Origin of the sequence: Streptomyces sp. NPDC006798, from assembly GCF_040635975.1 — a bacterium.
GTDB lineage: Bacteria > Actinomycetota > Actinomycetes > Streptomycetales > Streptomycetaceae > Streptomyces.
The window spans coordinates 40356-65619 of the sequence record NZ_JBEYIS010000028.1; the positions used below are offsets into that span (position 1 = coordinate 40356).

Consider the following 25264-nt stretch of genomic DNA (forward strand, 5'->3'; position numbering starts at 1 on the left):
GTGACTGTGCAGGAGGCGTACGCCTACGCCCCCGTCGTGGTGGGGGCGGGCCTCGTCCTGATTGGCCTGTGGGCCCTGTGGTGGGTGATCCGCTACATACGAGCGGACGAGATGCTGCGGGCCAGCATCCGGCAGGCGGTACGGGTCCGCAGGAGCTGGAAGCGGCTCGCCCCGATGATCAAGCTGGCGGCGGTGGACAAGACCCCGACCACGATGGCGGTCCTGGCCAACCCGGAGGGCAAGCCGATCAAGCCACGGGTCGTGATCCCAGCCCTCAAGGTCACCCCCGACCGGTTCGGCGTCGTCGCGCTGGCGAACTGCGTACCCGGCGTTGGGCTGGAGGAATTCCAGAAGGCCGCCCCCTATCTGGCCGACGCCTGGCGGTGCGCGCGGGTTTCCGTCCAGCCGGACAAGCCCGGTCTCTTCGTCATCCGGGGCGTTCGCCTGGACCCGCTCACGCTGAAGACCACGCACACCCCCACGGGGCGGGTTCCGGCGAAGCCTGCCACCTGGAACCTGGGCCAGGACGAGTACGCACAACCCGTCTCCGCGAACCTGGCGGAGGTGCCGGGCGTCACCGTGGCCGGCCTGCCCGGCTACGGCAAGACCTCACTCATCAACCGCCTCATCTGCGACTGGGGCCCCTCGCCCGCGATCCAGTTCGTGGGCTTCGACGGAAAGGTCTCCGCCGCGAGCGAGGGGGACTATGCCCATCTCTCCCAGAGGATGTTCGACTTCGCCGGGGACGACCTGGAGGACGCGAACAGGCTGCTCAACCGCCTGGTGGAACTCCTGCGGGATCGCACCTCCGCCGTTCTGTCGCTGCTCGGTTCACCGAACATGTGGCACGTCGGCCCCTCCGAGAAGTGGCCCCTGGTGGTCGTGATCATCGATGAAGCGCACACCTACTTCCGCGATCACAAGGGCAGTGACCCCAGGACCAAGAAGCTGGCGGCGCTGGCAGCCGATAACGCCCGGCTCGTGGAAGCACTGGTCAAGAAGGGCCGCTCGGTGGGCTTCCTGACCATCCTGGCCACGCAGAAGGCGACCGGCGACGCGATCCCCACGTTCATCCGCGATGTGTGCCCGGTAGGGCTGTCCTTCGCGCAGAAGACCGCCGAAGCCGCGGTGGCCGCGCTCGGCGAGGACATCCGCAACTGGGAGGACGCCAGTCCCGTCAACCTCCAGGACCCCTCCTACGTCGGCGTCGCCTCCATGAACAACCAGTTCGGCCCCGGCTTCCTCCGCGTGCGTACGCCCTTCGTGGCCGGCGAGCACGCCGCCCGGATAGCCTCCGCGACCGCCCACCTCACACGGGACCCGGCCGATCTCCTTGCCCGGCTGCGGGCGTCCGCGCCCGTACCGCTCACCAAGAAGGAGGACGACGGCTTGCCGGAAGCCGCCTGACCTCGACCCCTTGCCGTACCTCACCACTGGAAAGGAGGTGAACACCTCATGAAAGAGGACCGGATCACTCAGCGCACCGTGACCGTGGTCATGATCATCATCGCGGCCCTGGCGTTCGTCTTCTCCTTCGGCAACGTCTGGTCCCTCGCTCTCCGCCTGGGCATCCCCGAACCGATCGCGCCCCTGATCGCCCCCATGGTGGACCTGTCCGTCGTCGGTCTGATGGTCGCCCTGCACCACTTGTCCCTGCGCGGCGTCTCCGCCGAGGAACTGAAGGCCGCGACGCGCCTGATGCACGTCTCCGGCCTGCTGACCCTGGCCCTCAACATCGCCGAACCGATCATCGCCGGGCACTACGGCCGTGCCGCCGTGGACGCGGTCGCCCCGCTGCTCCTCCTGAGTTGGGGCACTGTGGGCCCTCAGCTCCTGCGCCACTTCCACGCCGTGGCCATCGAGTCCGCACCGGCTCCCTCCCCGGATCGGCCGCCCGCTCCTCAGCCGGTCGCCCTCGGCGACGCCGACACAAAGGCATCCCCGGAGATTGCCGCCCCGGCCGTCGAGCCTCTTCTCCCTGTCGGCCCTGCTCCGGCCCCCGACAGACCCGCCCCGGCGTCCACGGCTCCCGCCTCCAAACTGCCTGAGCCGCTGCTGAACGAAGCGCGATCGATCGCCCTGTCCCATCAGGCCGAACACGGTGAGCCCATCACCTCGGCCCAGTTGAAGGCACGGCTCGGGATCGACCTGCCGATGGCCACCGCGCTCCACGCCGCCCTGTAGGGCCTCCCCTCCCGCCGGCCTTCCCGGCAACCCCTTCCCGCCCTCCGGGCGCACTTCACCACGCCTGTGGGCAGCAGCCCCAGCAGTCGTCGGCTGCTGCCCGCACGGCGGACACCCCCATGCCAGAAAGGAAGCCCCGCCACCCATGGCCCGTACCCCGGACCTCCGCCATGTGATCAGCCCCGCCGTGCGGGACCTCATCGAACTGGCCCATCTCGACGACTTCGACCGTGTCACCGAGCAGATCCGCGACATGCGCGGCTGCACCCGGCCCGTGAACCTCACCGGCTGGACCGAGACCCGCGACGCGACGACGAACACAGTCGTCCGCTCGTACTCGACCGCCGCCGAACCCACGGGGCGACTCCTCACACCCTGCGGCAACCGGCGCTCCTCGCGCTGTCCCTCCTGCTCCCGCGTCTACGCCGCCGACACCTACCACCTGATCAAGGCCGGACTGTCCGGCGGCAAGACCGTCGCAGAAACGATTTACCAACATCCCCGGGTCTTCGCCACCCTCACCGCCCCCAGCTTCGGCCCCGTTCACAACCGCCCCACCGATCACAGCGGTAAGCCCCTCCCCTGCCGCTGCGGCAACCACCACCCCGAGGACGCCTCCGCCCTCGGTACTCCTCTCGCTCCGGACACCTACGACTACACCGGTGCCGTCCTCTGGAACGCCCACGCGGGCGCTCTGTGGGCTCGCTTCACCACCTACCTCCGGCGTGCGCTCGCCGCTCACCTCGGCATGACGCAGAAGGCACTCAACGCCGCCGTGCGCGTCTCCTTCGCCAAGGTCGCCGAGTACCAGAAGCGCGGCCTGGTCCACTTCCACGCCGTGATCCGCCTCGACGGACCGGACGGTCACACCAGCTCTCCCCCGGCCTGGGCCACCGCCGACGCCCTCGACCACGCCGTACGCACCGCCGCCCGGAAAGCCGTGCTCACCCTCGCATCCGACGCGATCGGTGAACGGGAGATCACCTGGGGCGAGCGGATCGACGTCCGGGAGATCTCCGCCTTCGGCGACGGCGAACTCACCGACCGGAAGGTGGCCGCCTACGTCGCCAAGTACGCCACGAAGAGCGCCGAGGGCTCCGGCACCGTCGACCGGCCGCTGATCTGCCGCCCCTGCTCCGGGCGCGGCTACAGGAACGGCCCCGACCGCTTCCGTGATCTGTGCGACCACTGCGACGGCACCGGGCAGGCCGAACCCCTCAAGGATCTCCGTGTGCAGCAGCACGTCCGGCAGATGATCCGCACTGCCTGGGACCTCGGCCACCTCCCGGAGTTCGCCGACCTCAAGCTGTGGAAGTGGGCCCACATGCTCGGCTTCCGGGGCCACTTCTCCAGCAAGTCCCGCTGCTACTCGACCACCCTCGGGGCCCTCCGGGACGTACGCCGCGCCTGGCGGACCGCGCAGGCCGACGCCGCCCGCGCCCGTGCCGACCACCCCACCACCGATGCCACGACCCTCGTCACCGAGTCGTCCTGGGCCTACCTCTCCTCCGGCTACCGCCCCGGCGAAGAACTCCTCGCTGCCCAGACCCGCCATGACATCGCCCAGACCTGTGCTGCGGCCGACCGGGCCAAGACCGAAGGAGAGATCCACCTGTGACCGCCGCGGCTGCCCACCGAAACCAGAAGCTCACCCTGCCGGAGGCACTGGCGGAGATCCGGATCTCCCGCGCGGCCTTCTACCGGATGCGTGCTCGCGGGCACGGGCCGAAGTGCCTCAAGCTCCCCAACGGCCAGATCCGCATCCGCCGCGCCGACCTTGACGCCTGGTTCGCGGCCTGCGAGGTGACCGCGTGCTGACCTACGACGTGAAGGTCTGGGGCATCCGCAAGCGGCCCGACCGCGCCACGCCCTACCAGCTCCGCTGGCGCGTCGGTGCCCAGCCGTTCTCCAAGAGCTACAAGATCAAGGCCCAGGCGGACGGACGGCGCACGGAGCTGCTGAACGCCCTGCGCGAGCGGGAGCAGTTCGACACCGAGACCGGTCTTCCCGCCTCGGAGCTCCGCGCCCTCAAATCCCCCACCTGGTACTCCCACGCCCGTGCGTACGCGGCGATGAAGTGGCCAACCACATCGGCCAAGCACCGCGCGAGCATCGCGGACGCCCTGGCGACCGCTACGCCCAAGCTGGTCAAGGACACCCACGGAGCCCCGGCTCCGAAGGTGCTCCGCACCGCCCTCTACTCGTGGGTCTTCCGGTTCGTCCTGGGCGACGACGGCGAACTCCGCCCCCGGATCGACGTTGACGAACCTCCGGCGGAGATCGTGGCCGCGCTGGACTGGATCAACCGCAAGTCGGTGGACATCACGGCCCTCAACACGCCTTCGGTGGCCCGCTCGGGCCTCGACGCCATGACGCTGCGGCTGGACGGCAAGAAGGCCGCCGCCAACACGGTGAAGCGGAAACTGCCGGTCTTCAGCAACTGCCTGCGGTACGCCGTGGAGCGCGAGCTGCTGGCCACCTTCCCGCTGGACAAGGTGGACTGGACACCCCCGGAAACCGACGACGAGATCGACTTCCGGTTCGTCCCCGGCCCGAAGCTGGCCAAGAAGATGATCACCGCTGTCGGCGAGCTGGGCGAGCGCGGCCGGCACCTGAAGGCGTTCTTCGGCTGCCTCTACTACGCCGCCAACCGTCCCGGCGAAGCCGCCAACCTGCGCGAGATCGACTTCACCCTCCCAGAGGAGGGCTGGGGCGAAGTCCTGCTCTCCGCCAGCACCCCTCGCGTCGGCTCCGGCTGGACCGACACGGGGGAGTCCTTCGACACACGCGGGCTCAAGAAGCGGGCGCAGAAGGCCACCCGGCCCGTCCCCATCCCGCCCGTCCTGGTCCGGATGATCCGCGACCACATCAAGGAGTTCGGCACCGCCGACGACGGCCGCCTCTTCCGCGCCTCCCGGGGCGGCCACCTCCTGTCCAAGGAGTACGGCGACATCTGGAAGGCCGCCCGCCTCGCCGTGCTCACCCCAGACGAGATCGAGACCCCTCTTGCCGAGGTGCCGTACGGGCTCCGCGCCGCTGGCGTCTCCCTCTGGCTGGACTCCGGCGTCGCCCCCTCTGAAGTCGCCCGCCGCGCGGGCCACAGCATCGCGGTTCTTTTCCGCTTTTATGCCAAGGCGATCCACCGCAACCAGCAGCACTCAAACCAGCAGATCGAACGGGCTCTGGAGGAAGCGGAGGAGGAGTAGACGAAGCACGGCGTACGACCGAAGTTCCGACAACGACGAATCTCCTGTCGCCACCTATCGGGCCGGTGGCAGAAGCTTCATTTCAGTCGTTGTTTGCCTCTTCAGCCTGCTCCGCCTCGATGGAGAGAACAGCTTCTTCCGACAGCCTGCCGGCGAAAAGATCCCGGATCCGCGAACGGGACATGTCCGTCGGCGTCTTGCTCGGCGTCGGCATGTTGTCAGGATGGGACCACCATCGGCCCGGATGCAATTCGTCCCAGGCAGGACGGTAACTGTCCTTCCGCCGGTTGGCTCCGGGATCGTGGTTTCCGAAGCCGTCGACGATGCTGTTCCAGACCGGCCGATAGTGCCGGATCATCACCCGCTCGGCGATGCTCACGAACGCCTCGATCGCGACCAGGTACCGAACACTGAAGTCCGAAATCTCTAGGTCGTGGACCTGGCCGAGTGACTGCTTGTGTTCGTAGATCCGGTCCCACAGCGTGGTGGCGTCGGGCTTTTCCTCAGCCGTCCCCTTCCGCACACCGGTGGGACGTGCCTGTCCCACGTAGACGGGGACGAGGCAATCAGGTGAGCTGATCTCCGCGTATAGGGGATTAGGGCCGCGGTAGTACAGGGCGTAGATCCCGCTGCCGTACACGGGGCTGACTTCGTCCAGCGGCTCGGGTTCCCGGCTCAAGAGTTCGGCTTCTACACTGCGCCCCAGGTTTTCCAGATCCAGGGGGTTGTACGGATCGGAATGGCGTTCTTTCGCCGCTATACGCCACGCCTTCGACTTCCGAGGCTTCTTCGCGGGCTTCTTTGGTGAGGGAAAATTCTCACTCGACAGGTTGGGCGAGACCGACAATTTACCTAGACCCTTCGACTCGTACGGATTACTGGATCACCACTCTCACCGATGCCGGACATCTACAACGCCGGTGTTGCGGTAGTACCGCCGGGCGCTCGGGTACTCCTCGACCTTCGGATACATAATCAGGTATCCCGGGAGAGCGGTGATCTGCCAGTTTTCCGGAAGCCGCGCGGCGATAGCTCTGAGCGTCTCGTCCGCAGTCGCATGCGAGTCGGGGAGGTCCACGTCTATGTCGTCGAACTCCTTCGAGGCCTGGTAGCGGAAAACGTATGGAAGGTGCGCCTTGATCTCCTGAAGCAAGCTAGAGAGAGGCACCGCCCTGTCCACCAAGGTGCGTTCGGCCAGCAGCTCCGTCAGCTTGCACTCAAGGTCGATCGGGTGCTCGTGATCGAAGTGACCTTCGTCCACCTCGGTCGTATCCCGCCGCTTGCCGGGGTCGTTGTTGCCGAACCCGTTGTAGTTCCACGGAACCTGCCCCTGGCCCCTGTGTTGGTTGATCAGCAGGCGCTCGGGAGCGACCGCGCCGAAGTCCTCGTCCACATAGAGGCAGGTGAACGCCATCTGGCCGATGGAGATGTTCGTGCGGCCGGAGATCTTTCGGTAGTGCTTCTCGATCCGCTGCGGAAGGCTGCGATCCGCCTTGCCCACGTAGACGAGGTCATCGTCCTTGTAGAGCTGATAGACACCGGGCAAGGGCCGGAGCGACCGGATGTTCCCCATGGTGAGAGGCGCTGGCGTCAGCTCCTTCAGCGCGGCCGCGAGCTGATCGCCGAGTGCCTTGGTGATGCTCAGCTTGAACTCGGCGTGATTCTCCAGCGACACGACCAGGGCCTCCCGACGGGCGACGAGTGATTGTCGTCACCCTATCCGGTGACGTCGGGGAACACGGTGCCGGATTATCGCGAAGGGTTCACTTGATCAACAATTCCGCGGTATGGTTTTCGCATGTCTGAGCTGCGAAAGAAGCGCCCCAAGGCGGGAACCTGTGTCGAGCTGTTCGCCGGTGGCGGTGGCCTCGCCATGGGCGTCCACAACGCTGGCTTCCGACCGCTGCTGGTGAACGAGTACGACAAGCGGGCTATCGAGACCCTCCAGACGAACCTGATGCCGGATGGCGGAGAGTGGCCGCTGAAACCCGGCGACGTCCGCGGCCTGCGGGACGACTTCAAGGAGCTGGAAGGTCAGGTCGACCTCCTCGCCGGTGGTCCGCCCTGCCAGCCGTTCAGCCTTGGCGGTGTCGCCAAGGGCACGGAGGACGAGCGGAACATGTTCCCGCAGATGTTCCGTGCCATCCAGGAGATGCGACCGAAGGCTGTCATCTGCGAGAACGTCCGGGGCCTGCTTCGGAAATCCTTCGACCCGTACTTCAAGTACATCCTCAACGAGATGAGACTCCCCTTCGTCGAGCGCGAGAAAGGCGCGACATGGGAGGACCACAACGACGTTCTGGAGAAGCAGCTCGCCAACGACTCGGTGCCTGCCTCCGAGCGTTACATCGTGAAGTACCACCCTGTGAACGCCGCCGATTTCGGCGTCCCTCAAATCCGGCAGCGGGTCATGATCGTGGCCTTCCGCGCGGATCTTGGGATCGATGAGGACGGCTGGGAGAGCTTCGCGCCGAAGGCGACGCACTCGGATGAGTCGTTGATCCACTCCATGCGTGAGGGCGGAGAGTACTGGCGTCGCCATCGAAAGGTGTCGGAAGAGGTGAAGGCCCGTGCCATCGCGAACCTGCCGGGGCTCGACTACGACAACCCGAAGATCAAGGAGAAGCTGACCCTTCAGCCTTGGAGGACACTCCGGGACGCGATTCATGGCGTTGACGAGTTCGAGGGGTACACGCTGCCGTTCGTCGACGAGGAAGCGGTCAACAAGAAGAAGTCCGTGGGGAAGATCTCCGACCATTTCGGATGGCCTGGCGCCCGGGTCTACACAGGGCACACCCCGAACCTCCTTGACCGTCCCGCCAAGACGGTCAAGGCCGGTGTGCACGGCGTTCCCGGTGGCGAGTCCGTGATGATGATGGACAATCCCACATTCGATGGGAGCGGCTACCGGTACATGACAGTCCGTGAGACCGCGCGTGTCATGACCTTCCCCGACAAATGGACGCTCGCCGGCCCGCGTGGCGAGAAGATGCGGCAGCTTGGGAATGCCGTGCCCGTGAAGCTGGGCAAAGTGTTCGCCGACGCGATCGCCGCCGCCTTGGACTCGGTCGGCGCTCTGGAGAGGCCCGGCGGGAAGCGGTGACGCGAGCTACAGTCGGAGCACAGCAGGGCTGGAACGATCAACTGCCGCCCGCGAAGGCATACAAAGCGCGTCCGGGCCTGTCCCGTGACAAGCGGAGCGCCGAACAGGACAAGGCGGCCGGCGGCCGACACCGCCGCGCCGTGCCGCTCGACGACGGTTCCCACGCGCGCGGGTCGATCCAGCTCCGACGATACCGAAGCACCCGTCGCATCCGCGCTTACCTCCGCTGGTCGGACAACGGGAAGACAAGGGAGAAGTACGTCTGCGAGGTCTACGAAGCGACACGTAAGGCGAACCTCGCTCTCGCGTGGACGGAGGCGCGGGAAGCGGGCAAGGTGGTCGACGAGCCGCTCCCCCCGAATTCGAAAGCTTCGTCGATCTCCGTTCGCGCGGTCATGACCGCGAACAAGGGCAAGGACACCAAGCCGGAGCTGTTGCTGCGCGCTGCCCTGCACCACAGAGGGCTGCGCTATCGGGTAGGCATCCGCCCTCTCCCTGAGCTACGGCGCACTGCGGACGTCGTCTTCCCCAGGGCCAAGGTGGCAGTCTTCGTCGACGGTTGCTTCTGGCACGGCTGCCCGGACCACTACCGGCCGGCGAAGAAGAGCGGCGAGGAGTGGAGCCAGAAGATCAAGGACAACCGGGACCGCGACGCGTCCACCACACTCGCTCTCAAGGATCAGGGATGGGCGGTGCTCCGGTTCTGGGAGCACGAGGACTTGGAGCTGGCCGCCGAGAAGGTCAGGACTGTGGTCGAAGAACGAAGGTCTGGGCCCTGACGGTCCTCTGCATACTTCTCTCCGGCAGGCTGGTAGTCGACCTCGGCACATGATCGGAACCTGGTCCACGCCTGGTCCACACACGCTGGTCAACGGCGTGACAGGGGCGAATCAAGGTGAGACAGGGCCCATGCAGAAGGGGTGCCCCGGATTCGGGACACCCCTTCTGACCTGCACATACTCTGATCTGGCGGTGGGTGTGGGATTTGAACCCACGGTGACTCGCGCCACGACGGTTTTCAAGACCGTTCCCTTAGGCCGCTCGGGCAACCCACCCCGTCCGCGCGGCAACCGGCGCGGAGCGGCCTACAGAGTACCGGGACGCCGGAGGGTGTCGCAGCAGACTTCCGGGGTGGGCGGGGCGGGTCAGCTGTCGCCGGTGCGGGAGCCGAGGGTGAGGGTGACCGTGGACTCCTTGCCACCGCGTTCGTAGGTCAGGGTGACCTTGTCGCCCGGCTTGTGGTTCCAGATCTCGCTGATCAGGGTCGGGCCGCTGTCGATGGGCTTGTCGTCGAACTTGGTGATGATGTCGCCCGGCTTCAGACCGGCCTTGGCGGCGGGGCCGGACGGGGGGACCGCCGGGGTGCCGTCGGTGCCCCGGTCGGCGATCTTGGCGCCCTCGGTGGACTCGGACATGCCGACCGTGGCGCCGATCACGGGGTAGACCGGCTTGCCGGTCTTGATGAGCTGGTCGCCGACGTTCTTCGCCTGGTTGATCGGGATGGCGAAGCCGAGGCCGATGGAGCCCGCCTGGCCCAGGGCGCCGCCGGTGGACTGGATGGCGGAGTTGATGCCGATCACCGCGCCGCGGGAATCGAGCAGCGGGCCGCCCGAGTTGCCGGGGTTGATGGAGGCGTCGGTCTGGAGGGCGCTCATGTAGGAGCCGCGGGTTCCGCTGCCGTCGCCGGAGGCCACCGGCCGGTTCTTCGCGCTGATGATGCCCGTCGTGACCGTGTTGGAGAGGCCGAAGGGGGCGCCGATCGCGATCGTGGAGTCGCCGACGGCGACCTTCTCGGAGTCCCCGAGGGGCAGCGGGGTCAGTCCGGCCGGGGGGGTCTTCAGCTTCAGTACGGCGACGTCGTAGCCCTCCGCACGGCCGACGACCTCCGCGTCGTACTCCCGGCCGTTGGAGAACGTCACCGCCAGGGTGCCGCCCTCGGCGGCGGTGGCCACCACATGGTTGTTGGTGAGGATGTGGCCCTGCTGGTCGTAGACGAAGCCGGTGCCGGTACCGCCGCCGCCCTGGGAGCCGCCGGGGAGGTCGCCGCGGCCTTCGCCGCCGCTCGACTTGGCCTCGATGGTCACGACGCTGGGCAGCGCCTTGGCGGCGACCGCCGCGACCGTGTCGGGAGCGCGCTTGAGGTCCTTCGGGATCTCGGACGACGTGACCGTCGTGGAGGAGCTGTCCTCGTTCCGCTCGGACGCCGCCCAGTAGCCCGCGGCGCCGCCGACGCCGCCCGCGACCAGCGCCGCCACCAGGACCGCGGTCACCAGGGCGGTCCCCCGCTTTCGCGGGGGCTTGGCGCCGTCCGGCGGGGGCTGGGCACCCCAGACCGGACCGTCGCCGCCACCGTGCGCCGGGGCGGCGAATCCGGTGGACGGGGTGGCCGCCGGAGCCGGGGGAGGCGGGGACGCCCAGCCCTCGCCCGCCGGGTACGCGGCAGTGCCGGTGTCCGTGCCCGCGCCCGGCTGCTGCGGAGCCGGAGGCGGCGGCGCGGCGGGCGCGGTGTGTGCAGCGGGGGCCGGAGGCGGCGGCGGGGACACGGGCGGGGTGTGCGCCGGGGGCGCGGCGGGTACGGCGGGCGCCGGGGGAGCCGACAGGGCTTCCGCCGGAGCTGCCGGAGGGGTCGCAGGCGTCGGGGGTACGGAATCGGCGGGCGCGGCAGGCCCGGGATCCTGCGCCTGGGGTGAGTGCGGCGGGGGCGGCCCCTCGGGAGCGACGGGCGGCACAGGGGGTACGGGCGGGGCGGACGGGGTCGCCGACTGCCGCGCCGCGCCCTCGTTGCCCTCGTACTCGGTGCTCACGGCTCATCTCCTCAGGTCGCGAAGTCCGCGCTGCAAGTGTCTCGAATGTTCTCGGTCCAGCATTTCCCACGGCCCGTCAGAGCTGGGTAAGCGGGAGCTGTGTCTCTTCCGCCCTTCCTTTATAAGCGACAAAACGGGCCGATGGCGGAGGTGGGCGCGGACCTGCCGCACCGGGCCTTCCCGCGCCCCGCGCACCCGTCCCGCCCGCCTCGGTGGCACCATGACGCGGTGACCCCAGCACGGCAGCAGAACATCCAGGTCGTGGCTCACCGAGGCGCCTCCGAGGACGCCCCCGAGCACACACTGGCCGCATATATGAAGGCGATCGAGGACGGCGCCGACGCGCTCGAATGCGATGTACGGCTCACCGCCGACGGGCATCTCGTCTGCGTCCACGACCGCCGGGTGAACCGGACCTCCAACGGGCGCGGCGCCGTCTCGGCGCTGGAGCTGGCCGATCTCGCCGCCCTCGACTTCGGCACCTGGAAGGGCCGGGAGGACTCCGCCGAGAGCCCCGACTGGGGCGATCCGTCGCTCACCTCCGTCCTCACCCTGGAGCGGCTGCTCGAACTCGTCGCCGACTCGGGCCGGCGGATCGAGCTGGCCGTCGAGACCAAGCACCCCACGCGCTGGGCGGGACAGGTGGAGGAGCGGCTGCTCCAGCTCCTGGGCCGGTTCGGACTCGCCGCGCCCCCGGCGCCGGACGAGTCGTCCGTACGGATCATGAGCTTCTCGGCCCGGTCGCTGCACCGGGTCGCGGCGGCGGCGCCGACCCTGCCCACGGTCTATCTGATGCAGTTCGCCGGGCCCCGGCTGCGCGAGGGGCGGCTGCCCGCGGGCGCCCGGATCGCCGGGCCCTCGATCCGGATGGTGCGCAACCATCCGGAGCACGTCGAGCGTCTTCACCGGGCGGGACACCGGGTCCATGTCTGGACCGTCGACGATCCGGCGGATGTGGAGCTGTGCGTCCGGCTCGGTGTCGCGGGGATCATCACCAACCGACCGCGACAAGTACTGGAGCAGCTCGGCCGGACCACCGGCTGACGCCGGACCGGGACACGGCCCGGACCCGGCGGTCGAGCCGTCGGCCGTCGACGGTCGGGGGCGACGGCCCGGCGGGCGGCCGGGGCGCCGTCGGCCGTGTAACTCGCGCCACAGATCACCCTGCACATCTCCTTCACATTTCCGCCCGCTTCCCCCGAGTGCGCCCCGGTATCGGGCGGAACGACCCGTCATAGGTGCACATGGCACCCACTACGGGGAGTGCACCGGCGCATTCGCACCGTACTGTCCGGTCAGTAGTGCCCCCATCCGGCCACCCGGCCCCGGTTTCCGGTCCAGTCCATCGGGGCATTCACACGGTGGCGTGGGGCAAAGGAGGTCTCGGGGGTGGCGTTGGTGGTGGCACAACACGTGCCCACGTCGTCGAGCATGGCCGTACCCCATGGCCCTGCGGGCGTGGGTGAGGCGAGGCATCGCATGCGTGAGCAGCTGCGCATGAGCAAAGTGCCCGAATCGGTTATCGACGACGCGATGCTGATTCTTTCCGAGCTGCTGAGCAACGCCTTCCGGCACGGCAGGCCCCTGGGCCTGGCCGACCGGGGCGACGGAGACATCCGAGCGGCCTGGCGGGTGGACCGGTCGGGGCGGCTGACGGTCGAGGTGACCGACGGCGGCGGCCCGACCAGGCCCGTGCCGTCGACGCCGTCGGTGACCGCGCGCGGGGGCCGCGGCCTCCAGATCATCACGGCGCTCGCACGGGAGTGGGGCGTACGCGATCATCCGGCGGGCGAGGTCACCGTATGGGCGCTGGTGACGGAGGGCAGCGGCCACGATCCGTACGCTACGCGCGTCACCACCGGTGTCCCGGGCGGCGGGTTCGGCTTCGTGGAGCCGTACGACGGCGTGCCGTACGACGAGGTCGCCTATGACGGCGCGGCATACGACCGAAGGCCCGGGGGCGCTCCCGGCGGGGAGCCGCGCGACACCGCCTGAGCGGAGTACCGGCCCGAAGACGCCGCCATGGGGCGGCGCGCCCCGCCGTATGAAAGTCCGGCGGGGCGGGCCGTCGAGTGCGCGGCGGGCCGTCGACTGGCGTTCGCGCGCGGCGTGCCCGTGATTCCGGGAACTCTCGCGGCGGGCCACAGGGCTCCGGCCGAGCGGCGTGGCCGTAGAGCGGCGATCCCCTCGCCGGGCGGCGGCGGACGGCGGGGTGACACGTACCGCCGACGGCCGTACGGCTCCCCCGCGCCCCCTGCCGCTTCAGGGCGCCGCCGCGACCCCACCGGGGCGACCGCGCGCCGTCGATCGCCGTCGAGCACCGCGCGTTTCCGGCCGACCGATTTCCGGGCCACCGCACGGTTTCCGGACGGACGGCCCCTTCTCTGGGCAGGCGGGTGTTTCGGAGCCGCCGTACGTCCCACGGATCCGCTGTACGCGTCCGGCGGCGACCCGTCACCCCCGGACCGCCCCCGTCCCGGCGAATCGCGGGCGCCGGTGCCGTCGGCCGGACGGGGCTTTCCCGGCATGGCCTAGGCTCGCGCCAGCACCGACAACACGTACAGCACCACCCATCAGGCGTCCTGTGCCCGCGCACCAACCCAGGCTGCGCACGGACACCGCGCACGCCGTATCCACGGGAGAAGCCCCACCATGGCCAAGAAGCGCCCCCAGACCAAGTCCGCCAGGCAGCAGCCGCAGGGCGGGAGCAGGACCGTCGGCGCCAATGAGCCCGTACCGGTGGTCGGCGCCCGGGAGCCCTGCCCGTGCGGTTCGGGCCGCCGCTACAAGGCGTGCCACGGCCGGGCCGCCGCCCATGCCGTCACCGAGCTGGTCCAGCGGCCCTTCGACGGGCTGCCGGGCGAGGCCGACTGGGTCGCCCTGCGCGAGCTGGTCCCGGCCGCGACGGTCGAGCTGACGCTCAGGGACGGACTGCCCGACGGTGTGCCGTCCGTGACGCTGGCGACCGTACTGCCGATGGCCTGGCCCGCGCTCCGCCGCGACGACGGCTCCGTTCTCCTCGGCCTCCAGAACGACACCGCTTCCGGCGATCTGAGCCGCGATCTCGCGGACACCCTCGCCCGCGCGCTGACCGCGGAGCCCGGCACCCCGGTCGGCGCCGAGCGCGCCGCGTCCGGCGACGGCCCCCGGCTCCAGGACCTGCTCGACCCGGCCGCCCCCTTCGAGCCGGTGGTGCACACCGGGTTCGAGTTCTGGGTGACGGAGGCCGAGTCCGCGGGGCCCGACGTCGCCGCCTCCCTGGAGCGGGCGAACGCCGCGGCCATCCCCACGGTCAGGCTCTCCGGCGTCGACGCCGCCTACTGGTGCGAGACCCCGGAGAAGAACCACCTCCGCTGGGTGATGACGCACCCCGAGGAGAAGCTGCTCGACGCCCTCGCCCGGCTGCACGCGGCGGGCACCTCGTCCCTCGGCGACGACACCCGGCTCGTCGGCTCGTTCCGGGCCCACGGTCTGACCGTTCCGGTCTGGGACCTGCCGTCCGGGATGGGCGCCGAGGAGTGCGAGAAGCCCGCCGCCGCCTTCGCCGAGCGGCTCGCCGGGGCGCTCGCCTCGGACGCCCCGCTGACCCCGGAGGAGCGCAGGGCGCGCGGTGGCCTCACCAATCGGCAGATCACGCTGAGCTGAACACGCCAATTATTACGGCCGACGCACAACTGGCCGGAACACGACCCCGGATGGAATCCCGGGCCGCCGTCGGCCCGGGAGCCATGGTCGGCGCGGGTGGACGGTGCCGGGATTAGCGGGTGACTCCAGTCACAACTCCCGCCACACTCAGCCGATTTTCTGTCCGAATAACCGAGATCGAATTTGCGAACCGCAGATCTCTTGTTACCGTTCTTAAGAGCCCGGTCGCTGGTGCATCCCCCGTCGCCAGCGATCGGGCCTCTGTCGTTTCGGAGCCGGACCCGCCCGGCCGGGTCCGCCCGGTCGCACCGGGCCCGCCGACCGGGTCGTACCGGAGGCTCCGCTTCCTTCCGGCCGCCCGTCCGCCGCCGGTCCCGCTCCCTCAACGCCCGGCCGGATCGCGGTAGTTGCCGCCGGACTCGCTTCCCGAACGGAGCAGCAGCGGCGGCCCGTCAGCGGCCCGGACCGGATCGCCCGGAGCCTCGCCGGCACCTCCGCCGGACGCCTCGCCCGGCCGCTCCACCGCCGCGAACTCGGCGATCGCCGAATAGCCGGTGAGACCGCGGGAAGACATCCCCGGTGTCTCGCAGACCTTCGGCTCGTCGCCCGCTTCCACCGCGCAGATCAGCCGAACCGTTCGCCACCCGGGACCCATCAGAGTCAGTACGGAGTTCAATTCCGCGCCGGTGGCATTCCGGTAGTACGTACGCCCCCATGTGGTACGGCCATCGGTCAGTACACATGTCTGCGCTTCGACACCGTGGGGTGAGGTGAGTTCCGGTCCGCAGCGGACCCTCATGATCCCGGGACCCGCCGGCGCGGAATGGAGTGCTCCGACAATCGGACCGGCCTTGTTCGCCGTCTTCGGCGGAGTGAGCCGCCGATGGATGGGTTGTTTTCCGGTCGTTCTGCCGATGGGATCGCCCATCGCCGTACGCGCCGTACGGTCAGCGCCGTCGGCGTATGGGCCGCCGCCGCCCTCCCCCGCCACCGCGGCCGGGGAGACCAGCCCGGCGACCGACACGACCAGACCGATAGCGACCGTGCGGAGTTTCATGGGCACCTGCCGACTGCGCTGAACCGCTGGAGCATTGGACCGCTGAACCGCTGAACCGTTGCAACATCGGACCGCGGGAACACTGAAAGGCGCGAACGCGCGAACGCGAAACCGTGGAGAAACAGCATCGCGGCGACGCGCGTACGACGGCGGTCCCGGCGGGAACCGGATCCGCCGCACAAGGTGAACGGCGGCCCGGTGGATGCCGCGAGAGGCAACCGACGGGGCGACCATAGCCGGGCCATGCGGTGGCGGAACCCGCCGCACACCCGATTCCCGGACAACTCCGGCGTACTCCTACCCGTTCGGGCGAGGCCGCCGCGCCGGTTCGACGCCCGGCCCCGCCCGGCCGGAGGATCAGTACGCCAGTCGGCTGCCGCCATCCGGAGCGTTCGTGCTCGCCTCCACCAGGGCGTCGACCACGGTCTCCACATCCGGCAGCCAGGGCGCTTCGGCCCCGGGCCGAGGCGCCCGCTCCCAGCGGACCTGCCCCGTACCGGTCTCCGACGGGGGCAGCACCAGATAGCCGCCGTCCCCGTGGAACCGCAGGGAACCGGGCACCCGGTCCTTCACATACAGCAGCTCGCCGAGCCGTTCGAGGCTGTACGGAGCCACCAGCAGCGACCATCGGGTCGAGGTCGCCACCACGGGGCCGAGCCGTACGCCCATCCGGTCCAGCTCGGCCAGGGCCGCCGCTCCGGCGAGCGCCGGCAGACTGACCGCGCAGGGCGCGGTGCCGCCGGTCGCCAGCACCAGCGGTGCCGCGGGCCGGTTCGACCACCACCAGCGCAGCATGCGCTGATCCGTGGTGGCCGCCAGGATTCCGGGGTCGAAGGGGTGGGCGCCGGGTACGACGCACTCGGGGTCGGGGCAGGCGCAGGCCCGCCCCCGGTCACCGCCGGCCGCGGCCGGTCCCACCCCCGGGACCACGGGCCACTGCCATGCGGCGCAGGTGAGCGCCGCTTCCAGCTGAGCAGGCGGTACCGGGCCCCTCTTGCGCCACAACCGGAGCCCGCGTCGCCTTCCGAGGATCTCGCGCATATGCGCTCGTTCCTTTCCGTTGAACGCCGAGGTCCACATCACACCATGTGTGCAGCTCTGTCACTGTGCGTAGGAATACACGCTGTGCGTCCGTACTGCGCTAGGTATGTACCGCTTTACTGCCGCATGTTCCGCGGCTGGTGCATACCTTCGGGTCGGCTGGTCGGCGCCGTTCCCGCCCTGCTGTGCCGGTGGCCTCGACCGCCTCCGGCAGGGGCGTCCCCCCGTCGGCCCGCGGCAGTTGGCCGCCCGGGGGCCGACGTGGCCCTGCTTCGTCGAACGCGTTGATGAGGGACGCGTGCCTGACGCTTCTGTGTCCCGTTATAGCCGGACCGCCCCCGCGTGCGCGGGCCGATCCGTGTTTTCCCCACCGCCCGACGGTCGGTCCGGGTGGCCTGTCCGGGGAAACTGCTCAGGTGGCGTCACGGCTCACGGTCTCTAAGACGCCCCGGCCCTTCGCCGGGTTCCGGGGGATCACGAGGACCCCGGACGTCACCCTTTTACCTGCTTTACGCACTTCACGTACCCGTCACGCTCGGCGTGACGCGTCCGGGCGGAGGCCCGCCGACAGCCGCCCCGGAAAGACTCGCTCCGGAAGGCCCGTTCGGAAGGATCAACGTCGAACGCGTTCAGTCGATCGCAATTGACGGCAAGCGGGAGCGATTTCCAGCCAAGTTCCACCGGGTGTGACGAATGCCCTGCACTCCGGAACTCTCCGTCAAGAACACCCCAAAGCCTGTCCAAACTCACGTAGACACCATCAATCCCACTGGTGCAATGCTGGACATCCGCTTACATCTGCGTGTAGATGTGGACCCATTGCTGGCGGCGCAAAATGACCTGGGGGTTTGCAATGCTATGCCACGAAATGCACCCATCGGAAAGCCCTCTGCGATGAGCGCCCCACACCTTCCGAAAGTGGCCGGAATCGATTCTTCGATTCAGCGCTCCCCGCAAACTGCGGCGGCTCCTTCCGCTTCTGCCGACTCCCTCGCGGACGATCCGGCGGCGCGCGGTGCGGAGTCCGGCGCTGAATCCGTACCGCGTTCAGGGGCCGGTGAATCCTCCGAAGCCGGTCGGCGCCCTCTGACCGGGGGCGTATCGATGCTCACAGGGGCGCGTACGGAACCGGGCGCGCCCGCCGCCGAGGCGGAACGCCCCGCCGCCCGGCTCGCCGCCGATCTGGCCGCCCTGCACGAGCTGACCCGCCGCCTGGCGGCCACCGACTCCTTCGACTCCGCCGTGGACGAGGTACTGCGCGCCGGGGCGTCGCTGGTCGGCGCCCGGCGCGGACTGGCCGTGATCGAACCTCCGGCCCGGCCCGCGGCTTCCTTTCCCGCCTCCCTCACCCGGGGGTACGGGCTGAGCCATGCGGAGCTGGGGCAGATCGAGACCGTGCCGCGCGCCCTGACCGCGTACGGCCGCATCCTCGACCGGAGCACGGTCCCGGCCGCGCCGCCGGAGGAGACACGCCCGCCGGTGCCGTCGGCGGCCACGGGTTCCCGGCCGCCGACGGCGATCGCGGGCGCTCAGCTTCCCCCGGCGGTCTCGGGCGCTCGGCTGCCGTCGGCGGTCGCCCATCCGGACATCCTCGGCGACGAGACCCTCGACCCCGTCCGCCGGGCCGTCGCCGTCCGCCTCGGCTGTGCCGCCGCCTACACCCAGCCGCTGGCCTCCGAGACCTCGGGCACGCTCGGCGCCGCCGTCTGGCTCTACGACGAGCCCGCGGCCCCCGCCGACCACCGGCGCGAGCTGGTGGCCCGGTACGCCGGATACGCCACCGAGCACCTCTCCCGGCTGATCGAGCTGGAGGCGGCCCGGCGGAGCGTCGCGGCGATGGCCGAGGAGCTGCTGCCGACCAGGCTGCCCCGGGTCCCCGGGGTCCGGCTCGCCGCCCGGCACCGCACCGGTCCGGACGGACCGCGCGGCGACTGGTACGACGCGCTGCCGCTGCCGGAGGGCGCGCTGGGGCTGGCCGTCGGCTCGGTCGGCGGCACCGGCCCGGGCGCGCTGGCCGCCGTGGGCAGGCTGCGCGCCTCGTTGCGGGCGTACGCGGTGATGGAGGGCGAGGACCCCGTCGCCGTACTCTCCGACCTCGAACTGCTGCTCCGGCTCACGGAACCGGCCGGGACCGCGACGGCGCTGTTCGCCTATGCCGAGCCCGCGGCCGGGAAGATGGTGCTGGCCGGGGCCGGGCACACGCCGCCGCTGCTGATCGGGGAGCGGCGGACGGAGTTCGTGGAGACATCGCTCTCCGCACCGCTGGGGATGCTGGCGTGCTGGGAGGCGCCCAGCGTCGAGGTCTCTCCCGAACCGGGAGAAACGGTGCTCCTCTATACGGACGGGCTGCTGCGGCGGACCGGGGACTCCATGGACCGGGCCTTCGCCCGGCTGCACGCCGCCGCCGCGAGCGTGCCGAAGGCGCTCAGGGACGACCCCGGCGCGATCGCCGACCACGTCCTGGACACCCTGCTGCCGGAGCCGGGCGGCCCGGACGACCGCTCCACCGGCCCCGTCGTCGGTGGAGTCGGTGGAGTCGACGGCGTACCGGGCCCGGTACGCCCCGGTGGCCTCGGTGGCCGTGACCGCCGGGGCGCGGACGCCCGGAGGACGGATGTGCCGGACGGCCGTACGGACCACCGCGAGGACGACGTCGTCGTACTCGCCGTACGGTTCGGCTGACCCGGCCCGTCCCGGCCGCCCGGCCCCGAGGTCGACCGGACGGGCCGCCCGGCCGGTGCGTCGCCCGCCGGTGACGGAACCGCCGGTGTGGGGAGCGTCGGCGGCCGGCATATCGGTGTCGAGGACATCCGTGGCGAGGGCAGGAAAAAGCGGAAGCGGATCCGGACGATCCGGACGGCGCCCGGAAGGCCCTGCGGCCACCGCAGTGGTACACCCGTTATGTCGGACTCGTCACACCCTTCGAGGCCCTCTTCACGCCCCACATACGATGGAGTCCGGTCCGATGACGTGTCGAGGAGGCAGACGTGGCCGAGGAGCTCACCCCGAGTGCCCCGGAAGAAGAAGAGCAGCCGATCAAGCCGCGCAAAAACGGCCTCTACCCCGAGGTTTCCGAAGAGCTCGCCGCGAACATGGCGAGCGGCTGGGCTGACACCGAGCAGCGCGACCTGACCCCGGTCGAGCAGGCGCCGTACGCCGCCGGCCGCCGAGCGGCCCTCTCGGCGCGCTTCCCCGGGGAGCGCCTGGTGGTCCCCTCGGGCAATCTGAAGACGCGGTCCAACGACACGGAATACCCCTTCCGCGCCGCGACCGAGTACGTGTATCTGACCGGTGACCAGAGCGAGGACGGCGTACTCGTCCTGGAGCCCACCGACGACGGGCACGACGCCACCCTCTATCTGCTGCCGCGCTCCGACCGCGAGAACGGTGAGTTCTGGCTCTCCGGCCAGGGCGAGCTGTGGATCGGCCGCCGCCACTCGCTGGCCGAGAAGTCGATCCTGCTCGGGCTGGTGACGGGGGACGTCCGCGAGCTGAAGGAGAAGCTGAGCGAGGCCACCGGACCGGTCCGGATCGTCCGGGGCCATGACTCCGGGGTCGAGGCGGCGCTGGCCGACAAGGTCACCGGCGAGCGCGACGAGGAGCTGCGGGTCTACCTCTCCGAGGCCCGCGCGGTGAAGGACGCCTTCGAGATCGGTGAGCTGCAGCGCGCCTGCGACTCCACCACCCGGGGCTTCGAGGATGTCGTCAAGGTCCTCGACAAGGCCGAGGCGACCAGTGAGCGCTACATTGAAGGAACGTTCTTCCTGAGGGCTCGGGTCGAGGGCAACGACGTCGGCTACGGCTCGATCTGCGCCTCCGGCCCGCATGCGACCACCCTGCACTGGGTGCGGAACGACGGCCCGGTCCGCTCCGGCGATCTGCTGCTGCTGGACGCCGGGGTGGAGACCACCTCCCTCTACACCGCCGACGTCACCCGGACCCTGCCGGTCAACGGCCGCTTCACCGAGCTGCAGCGGAAGATCTACGACGCGGTCCACGACGCCCAGGAGGCCGGGATCGCGGCCGTGAAGCCGGGCGCCAAGTACCGCGACTTCCACGACGCCGCCCAGCGGGTGCTGGCCGAGCGGCTGGTCGAGTGGGGGCTGATCGAGGGCCCCGTCGAGCGCGTCCTGGAGCTGGGCCTCCAGCGTCGCTGGACCCTGCACGGCACCGGCCACATGCTCGGCCTCGACGTCCACGACTGCGCCGCCGCGCGGACCGAGGCGTATGTGGACGGCACCCTGGAGCCGGGCATGTGCCTGACGGTGGAGCCGGGCCTCTACTTCCAGGCGGACGACCTCACCGTCCCCGAGGAGTACCGGGGCATCGGCGTCCGGATCGAGGACGACATCCTCGTCACCGAGGACGGCAACCGGAACCTCTCGGCCGCGCTGCCGCGCCGGTCCGACGAGGTCGAGGCATGGATGGCGGCGCTGAAGGGCTGACATCTCCGAAGGACCGGCCCCCACCGCCGTGGGGGCCGTCCGGACGGACTTCCGCGGAGGACGCGCATGCCGGGCCGGTGAGGGGTCTCCCCCTTACGAGACCTTGAGCAGCGCGTCCTCCCGCCATTTGAGGATCTTGTCGAAGCTGACCACGGCACCCCGGCCCGGCCGGTTGCTGAAGTGGACGTGATCGGCCAGCTCCTCGATCAGACAGAGCCCCCGGCCGCTTTCGGCGGTGGCCGCCGCGAAGCCCGTATCGGGACGCGCGGACGCCGTATCGGAGCGCGCGGGGGTGCCCGTGGCCGTATCGGAGCGGGCGGGGCTCGTACCGGTGGTCCGGTCCTGCCCGGCCCCGAGCCGTTCGAGCGGCCGGCCGGCCGCTCTGTTCGCCGAGATCCCGGAGCTCACCGGGCTCCCGGTGGGTCCCGGCGCCCCGGACGGCGTTCCGGCGGTTTCCAGGCTTCCGGGGCTCCCCTGGTTCCCCTGGCCCCCTTGTCGGCGGGGCGGTCTTCCCGGGGCACCCTCGGCACCTTGGGGGACCGCGTGGGCGGCCCCGGCCACCGGTCCCGCGGCTCCGCCGTGGGCACAGCCCCGGCCGTGCCGGGCGGATCCGGCCGGGAACCCAGGCCCGGAGTCGGACACCTCGATCCGGCACTTCTCGCCGTCCAGATAAGCGGTGACGCGATACCCCCCGGCCCGACCGCCGGAACCCGTACCTCCGCCGTGTTCCACGGCGTTGGCGCAGGCTTCGCTCAGGGCGACCGAGAGGTCGAAGGAGATATCGGGATCGACCCCCGCCGTCTCCATCGCGCCGATGAGCAGCCGCCGGGCGAGCGGAATGCTCGCCGCTTCGCGCCGCAAGTGCAGAGACCACCAGATGCTCATGCTCCAGCCTCCCGGCCGCGGCTCGACATACCGATACGTATTGCCCCAAGACACGGTCCGTAAGCCCAGAGTTGGTGTGATTGCGCTCATTCGGCGGAAGCGCGCCCATGGCGCAAAGGTGTATGCCGGACGGGTGACACCGTGGCGGGGGTGACGGGAGGGACGCGGGCGGCGGCGATTCCGGACCGTGACCGGCCCGGCGCGCTCCGCGCCAACGGCCTCCGATCCCCCTTGATCCATCAGGGGCGTCCCGGACCTGCCGTCGGGCGCCGGAGACCGCAGTGGGATGATGACCCGGCCATGTCGTCCCTGTCGCCCCGGCCCGGTGCGCCCACCGGTACCGGCCTCCGGCTGCTGCGGGCCGCGGTGTTCGCCGCGGTCTGCGTCGTGCTGTCCGCGACGGGACACGCGCTCGCCGCCTATGAGGGCGTCCCCTGGTGGACCCTGCTGGCCGGGCTCGCCGGGACGTTCGCCCTCGTACTGCCGTTCACGGGCCGGGTACGGTCCCTGCCCGCCGTCGCCGTCGCCCTGGGCGCGGGACAGCTCGCGCTCCATGTCCTCTTCGGACTGGGGCAGGGGCATCCGGTCCGGCCGCCGTCCGGCGCGGACGACGGCCTGATCCGGATGGCCGCGAACCTGGTCTGCGGGCCGACCGGCACGCTGACGGCGGACGACGCCCGGCGGATCGTCACCACGGCCGGGATCAACCCGCCGACGGCCGACGGGACGACCGGCCACCCGGCCGGTGAACAGAGCCTCGCCGGGGCCGCACTGCTGCCGTCCCTCTCCATGCTGCTCGCGCATCTGCTGGTCGCCGTGGTGACCGGCTGGCTGCTGCGCCGCGGGGATCTGGCGCTGCTGCGGCTGATCGGGCCGGCGGCGGACTCGGCGCACGAGGCGCGCGAGCTGATGGCCGAGGCGGCCCGGCTGCGGTCGCTGCGGGCCGCGCTCACCCTCGTAAGAACGCTCTGCGCCGGTCTCGTACGGCTTCCGGCGCCCGGCGCCGCCCCCGCGCGCCCCGGCGACGACGCGCCGCCACCACCGGCGGGCGAGGCGCTTCAGCACACGGTGATCAGGCGCGGGCCGCCCCCGGACCTCGCGCTCGCCGCCTGACACGGCCCACTCGACGGGAGTGCGGCCGTGGTGCCCGTGCGCCTTCGCGCACCGGCACGACCACCGTTTCCTCCCCTGTTCGTGGAGTACGTGCACCATGAGAATTTCCCCCGTTTCTTCCGCTTTCTCCGCTTCTTCTGAGTCTGTTGAGCCTGCTGGGTCTGCCGCTTCTTCCGGTTCTGCCGCTTCTTCCGCTTCGGGTTCCGCCGTCGCCATCGGTGGTGCGGCCCGTCGCCGGTCCTTCCGTACCGTCCGGGTCACGGCTCTCGCCGCGGGCGTCGGGGCGGCCTCCCTGCTGCTGGCCGGGCCCGCGTTCGCGCATGTCGGGGTGGAGCCCCGGGGCGACGCGGCCCGGGGCGGTTACGCCACCGTGGACGTCAAGGTCCCCAATGAGCGCGACAACGCCTCGACCGTGAAGCTGGAGATCGTCCTCCCGACCGAGCACCCGCTGGCGTCCGTCCAGCCGCAGCCGGTCCCCGGCTGGAAGGTCGAGGTCACCAAGTCCAAGCTGGCGAAGCCGCTGACCGTGCACGGCAAGCAGATCACCGAGGCCGTTTCGAAGGTCACCTGGACCGCGGACGGTTCGAAGATCGGTCCGGGCCAGTTCCAGCAGTTCCCCCTCTCCCTCGGCCGGCTGCCCGAGAACACCGACCAGCTCGTCTTCAAGGCGCTCCAGACGTACGACAACAAGGAGGTCGTCCGCTGGATCGAGGTCGCCGAGAAGGGCGGCCCCGAGCCGGAGGCGCCTGCTCCGGTGCTGACCCTGTCGGCGCCCGAGTCCGACGGCCACGGCGCTCCCGCCGCCGATGGCTCCGCCGGGGACCACCACGGCGGTACGGACGGGAAGTCCGCGAGCGCCTCCGCCGACGGCGGCGAGGACGGCTCGACGGACACCGTCGCCCGGGTCCTCGGTGTGGTCGGCATCCTGGTGGGTGCCGCGGGTGTCGCCTTCGGCGTGCTCGCCGGCCGCCGCCGCGACAGCGGTGTCACCTCATGACGTCTCTTCCTCCATCCCGTTCCCTCTCCTTCAGGACTGTCTCCATGCGAAAGAAGACCGCACTGGTCGCCGCGCTCGCCGCGGCCACGGCTCTGACCCTCTCCGCCTGCTCCGACGGCGGTTCCGGTTCGGGCTCGAAGAACTCCGTCGCCGAGGTCTCAGCGCCGAAGGACAAGAAGCCCGGTACCGTCCTCGACCAGCCCTTCGAGAAGCCGGATCTGGTACTGACCGACACCAAGGGCAAGCCGTTCGATCTGCGGGAGCGGACGAAGGGCAAGCCGACCCTGCTGTTCTTCGGCTACACCAGCTGCCCCGACGTCTGCCCGATGACGATGAGCAACCTCGCCATCGCCGAGGAGAAGCTTCCGGCGGCCGACCGGGAGAAGCTCCAGGTCGTCTTCGTCACCACCGACCCGGAGCGCGACACCCCCGCCGCGATCGGCAAGTGGCTGCCCTCCGCCGGTGACTCCTCCTTCATCGGCCTGAGCGGTGACTTCAAGACCATCCAGGCCGCCGCCCGCTCGGTCGGGATCGGGATCGACGCGCCGAAGAAGGAGAAGGACGGATCCGTCACCTCCATGCACGGCGCCCAGGTCATGGCCTTCTCCCCGAAGACCGACCGCGGCTACGTCGTCTACGGCGAGGACACCACGCCCGAGGCATACGCCAAGGACCTGCCGAAGCTCGTCCGCGGGGAGGCCCCGTGAGCGACGGACACGGGGGCCGAGCCCAACGACGGTGGCGACGGTGGCGGCGAGGGGGCGCGGCTTACCCCCTGATAGCA

20 protein-coding genes, 1 tRNA gene and 2 pseudogenes are annotated in these 25264 nt (G+C 70.4%); 15 read left to right on the forward strand and 8 right to left on the reverse strand.

The features are described from left to right. From ABZ714_RS20255 to ABZ714_RS20275, 5 genes are all read left to right on the forward strand, one after another. On the forward strand, positions 1-1407 hold the full coding sequence (locus ABZ714_RS20255) for a cell division protein FtsK (protein ID WP_358826643.1): 1407 nt from the start codon (positions 1-3) through the stop codon (positions 1405-1407). 48 nt (positions 1408-1455) lie between these two features. Continuing rightward, positions 1456-2184, forward strand: coding sequence for a DUF2637 domain-containing protein (locus tag ABZ714_RS20260; RefSeq protein WP_358826644.1), 729 nt, complete (start codon positions 1456-1458; stop codon positions 2182-2184). 145 nt (positions 2185-2329) lie between these two features. Next, a complete protein-coding gene (locus tag ABZ714_RS20265) occupies positions 2330-3802 on the forward strand; it encodes a replication initiator (protein ID WP_358826645.1) in 1473 nt (490 codons plus the stop codon). Continuing rightward, positions 3799-4002, forward strand: a complete 204-nt coding sequence (locus tag ABZ714_RS20270; RefSeq protein WP_358826646.1) for a helix-turn-helix domain-containing protein — start codon at positions 3799-3801, stop codon at positions 4000-4002. The genes ABZ714_RS20265 and ABZ714_RS20270 overlap by 4 nt, the downstream gene beginning before the upstream one ends. Beyond that, positions 3996-5390 (forward strand): site-specific integrase, encoded by a 1395-nt coding sequence (locus tag ABZ714_RS20275; protein ID WP_358826647.1) that lies wholly within the window; start codon positions 3996-3998, stop codon positions 5388-5390. Before ABZ714_RS20270 ends, ABZ714_RS20275 begins: the two co-directional genes overlap by 7 nt. 82 nt (positions 5391-5472) lie before the next feature. Here ABZ714_RS20275 and ABZ714_RS20280 read toward each other — a convergent pair whose 3' ends face one another. Next, positions 5473-6237: an Eco29kI family restriction endonuclease gene (locus tag ABZ714_RS20280; protein WP_358826648.1), complete on the reverse strand. Its 765-nt coding sequence runs from the start codon at positions 6235-6237 to the stop codon at positions 5473-5475. A gap of 45 nt (positions 6238-6282) precedes the next feature. Further along, positions 6283-7065, reverse strand: a complete 783-nt coding sequence (locus ABZ714_RS20285; protein WP_358826649.1) for a GIY-YIG nuclease family protein — start codon at positions 7063-7065, stop codon at positions 6283-6285. 123 nt (positions 7066-7188) lie between these two features. Between ABZ714_RS20285 and ABZ714_RS20290 the strand changes: the two genes are divergently transcribed. Both ABZ714_RS20290 and ABZ714_RS20295 read left to right on the forward strand, forming a co-directional pair. Next, positions 7189-8493, forward strand: a complete 1305-nt coding sequence (locus ABZ714_RS20290; protein WP_358826650.1) for a DNA cytosine methyltransferase — start codon at positions 7189-7191, stop codon at positions 8491-8493. A 140-nt stretch (positions 8494-8633) separates the two neighbouring features. Next, on the forward strand, positions 8634-9272 hold the full coding sequence (locus ABZ714_RS20295) for a very short patch repair endonuclease (protein WP_358826651.1): 639 nt from the start codon (positions 8634-8636) through the stop codon (positions 9270-9272). Positions 9273-9460: 188 nt separating this feature from the next. Here the strand turns inward: ABZ714_RS20295 and ABZ714_RS20300 are convergent. Beyond that, a tRNA-Ser gene (locus tag ABZ714_RS20300) sits at positions 9461-9548 on the reverse strand. Between the two features lie 90 nt (positions 9549-9638). Beyond that, on the reverse strand, positions 9639-11297 hold the full coding sequence (locus tag ABZ714_RS20305) for a trypsin-like peptidase domain-containing protein (protein WP_358826652.1): 1659 nt from the start codon (positions 11295-11297) through the stop codon (positions 9639-9641). Between the two features lie 228 nt (positions 11298-11525). Here ABZ714_RS20305 and ABZ714_RS20310 point away from each other — a divergent pair, with 228 nt between their 5' ends. The 3 genes from ABZ714_RS20310 (at position 11526) to ABZ714_RS20320 (ending at position 14942) form a co-directional block, all read left to right on the forward strand. Continuing rightward, the gene (locus ABZ714_RS20310; RefSeq protein ID WP_358826653.1) at positions 11526-12341 is read left to right on the forward strand and encodes a glycerophosphodiester phosphodiesterase; all 816 of its coding nucleotides are present in this window, start codon (positions 11526-11528) and stop codon (positions 12339-12341) included. Between the two features lie 345 nt (positions 12342-12686). Further along, positions 12687-13292 (forward strand): ATP-binding protein, encoded by a 606-nt coding sequence (locus ABZ714_RS20315; protein WP_358826654.1) that lies wholly within the window; start codon positions 12687-12689, stop codon positions 13290-13292. Between the two features lie 657 nt (positions 13293-13949). Next, a complete protein-coding gene (locus tag ABZ714_RS20320; RefSeq protein ID WP_358826655.1) occupies positions 13950-14942 on the forward strand; it encodes a DUF5926 family protein in 993 nt (330 codons plus the stop codon). A gap of 382 nt (positions 14943-15324) precedes the next feature. Here ABZ714_RS20320 and ABZ714_RS20325 read toward each other — a convergent pair whose 3' ends face one another. Further along, positions 15325-15999: a hypothetical protein gene (locus ABZ714_RS20325; protein ID WP_358826656.1), complete on the reverse strand. Its 675-nt coding sequence runs from the start codon at positions 15997-15999 to the stop codon at positions 15325-15327. Between the two features lie 357 nt (positions 16000-16356). Beyond that, positions 16357-17040, reverse strand: coding sequence for a bifunctional DNA primase/polymerase (locus tag ABZ714_RS20330; protein WP_358826657.1), 684 nt, complete (start codon positions 17038-17040; stop codon positions 16357-16359). Between the two features lie 1104 nt (positions 17041-18144). Between ABZ714_RS20330 and ABZ714_RS20335 the strand changes: the two genes are divergently transcribed. Further along, a complete protein-coding gene (locus ABZ714_RS20335; RefSeq protein WP_358826658.1) occupies positions 18145-19722 on the forward strand; it encodes a PP2C family protein-serine/threonine phosphatase in 1578 nt (525 codons plus the stop codon). A 305-nt stretch (positions 19723-20027) separates the two neighbouring features. Further along, on the forward strand, positions 20028-21485 hold the full coding sequence (locus tag ABZ714_RS20340) for an aminopeptidase P family protein (protein ID WP_358826659.1): 1458 nt from the start codon (positions 20028-20030) through the stop codon (positions 21483-21485). Between the two features lie 93 nt (positions 21486-21578). Here the strand turns inward: ABZ714_RS20340 and ABZ714_RS20345 are convergent. Together ABZ714_RS20345 and ABZ714_RS20350 are read right to left on the reverse strand one after the other, a co-directional pair. Continuing rightward, positions 21579-21719 (reverse strand): annotated as a pseudogene (locus tag ABZ714_RS20345) (ATP-binding protein); the annotation flags it as partial. Between the two features lie 375 nt (positions 21720-22094). Next, positions 22095-22370 (reverse strand): annotated as a pseudogene (locus ABZ714_RS20350) (ATP-binding protein); the annotation flags it as partial. 300 nt (positions 22371-22670) lie between these two features. Between ABZ714_RS20350 and ABZ714_RS20355 the strand changes: the two are divergent. The 3 genes from ABZ714_RS20355 to ABZ714_RS20365 all read left to right on the forward strand — a co-directional run bounded on the left by ABZ714_RS20355 (position 22671) and on the right by ABZ714_RS20365 (position 25187). After that, entirely contained in the window at positions 22671-23483 is an 813-nt protein-coding gene (locus tag ABZ714_RS20355; protein ID WP_358826660.1) for a hypothetical protein, read from the forward strand. A 214-nt stretch (positions 23484-23697) separates the two neighbouring features. Next, complete coding sequence (locus ABZ714_RS20360; RefSeq protein WP_358826689.1) at positions 23698-24480, forward strand: YcnI family protein; 783 nt, start codon at positions 23698-23700, stop codon at positions 24478-24480. A 44-nt stretch (positions 24481-24524) separates the two neighbouring features. Continuing rightward, positions 24525-25187 (forward strand): SCO family protein, encoded by a 663-nt coding sequence (locus ABZ714_RS20365; RefSeq protein ID WP_358826661.1) that lies wholly within the window; start codon positions 24525-24527, stop codon positions 25185-25187. The last annotated feature ends 77 nt before the right edge of the window (positions 25188-25264 follow it).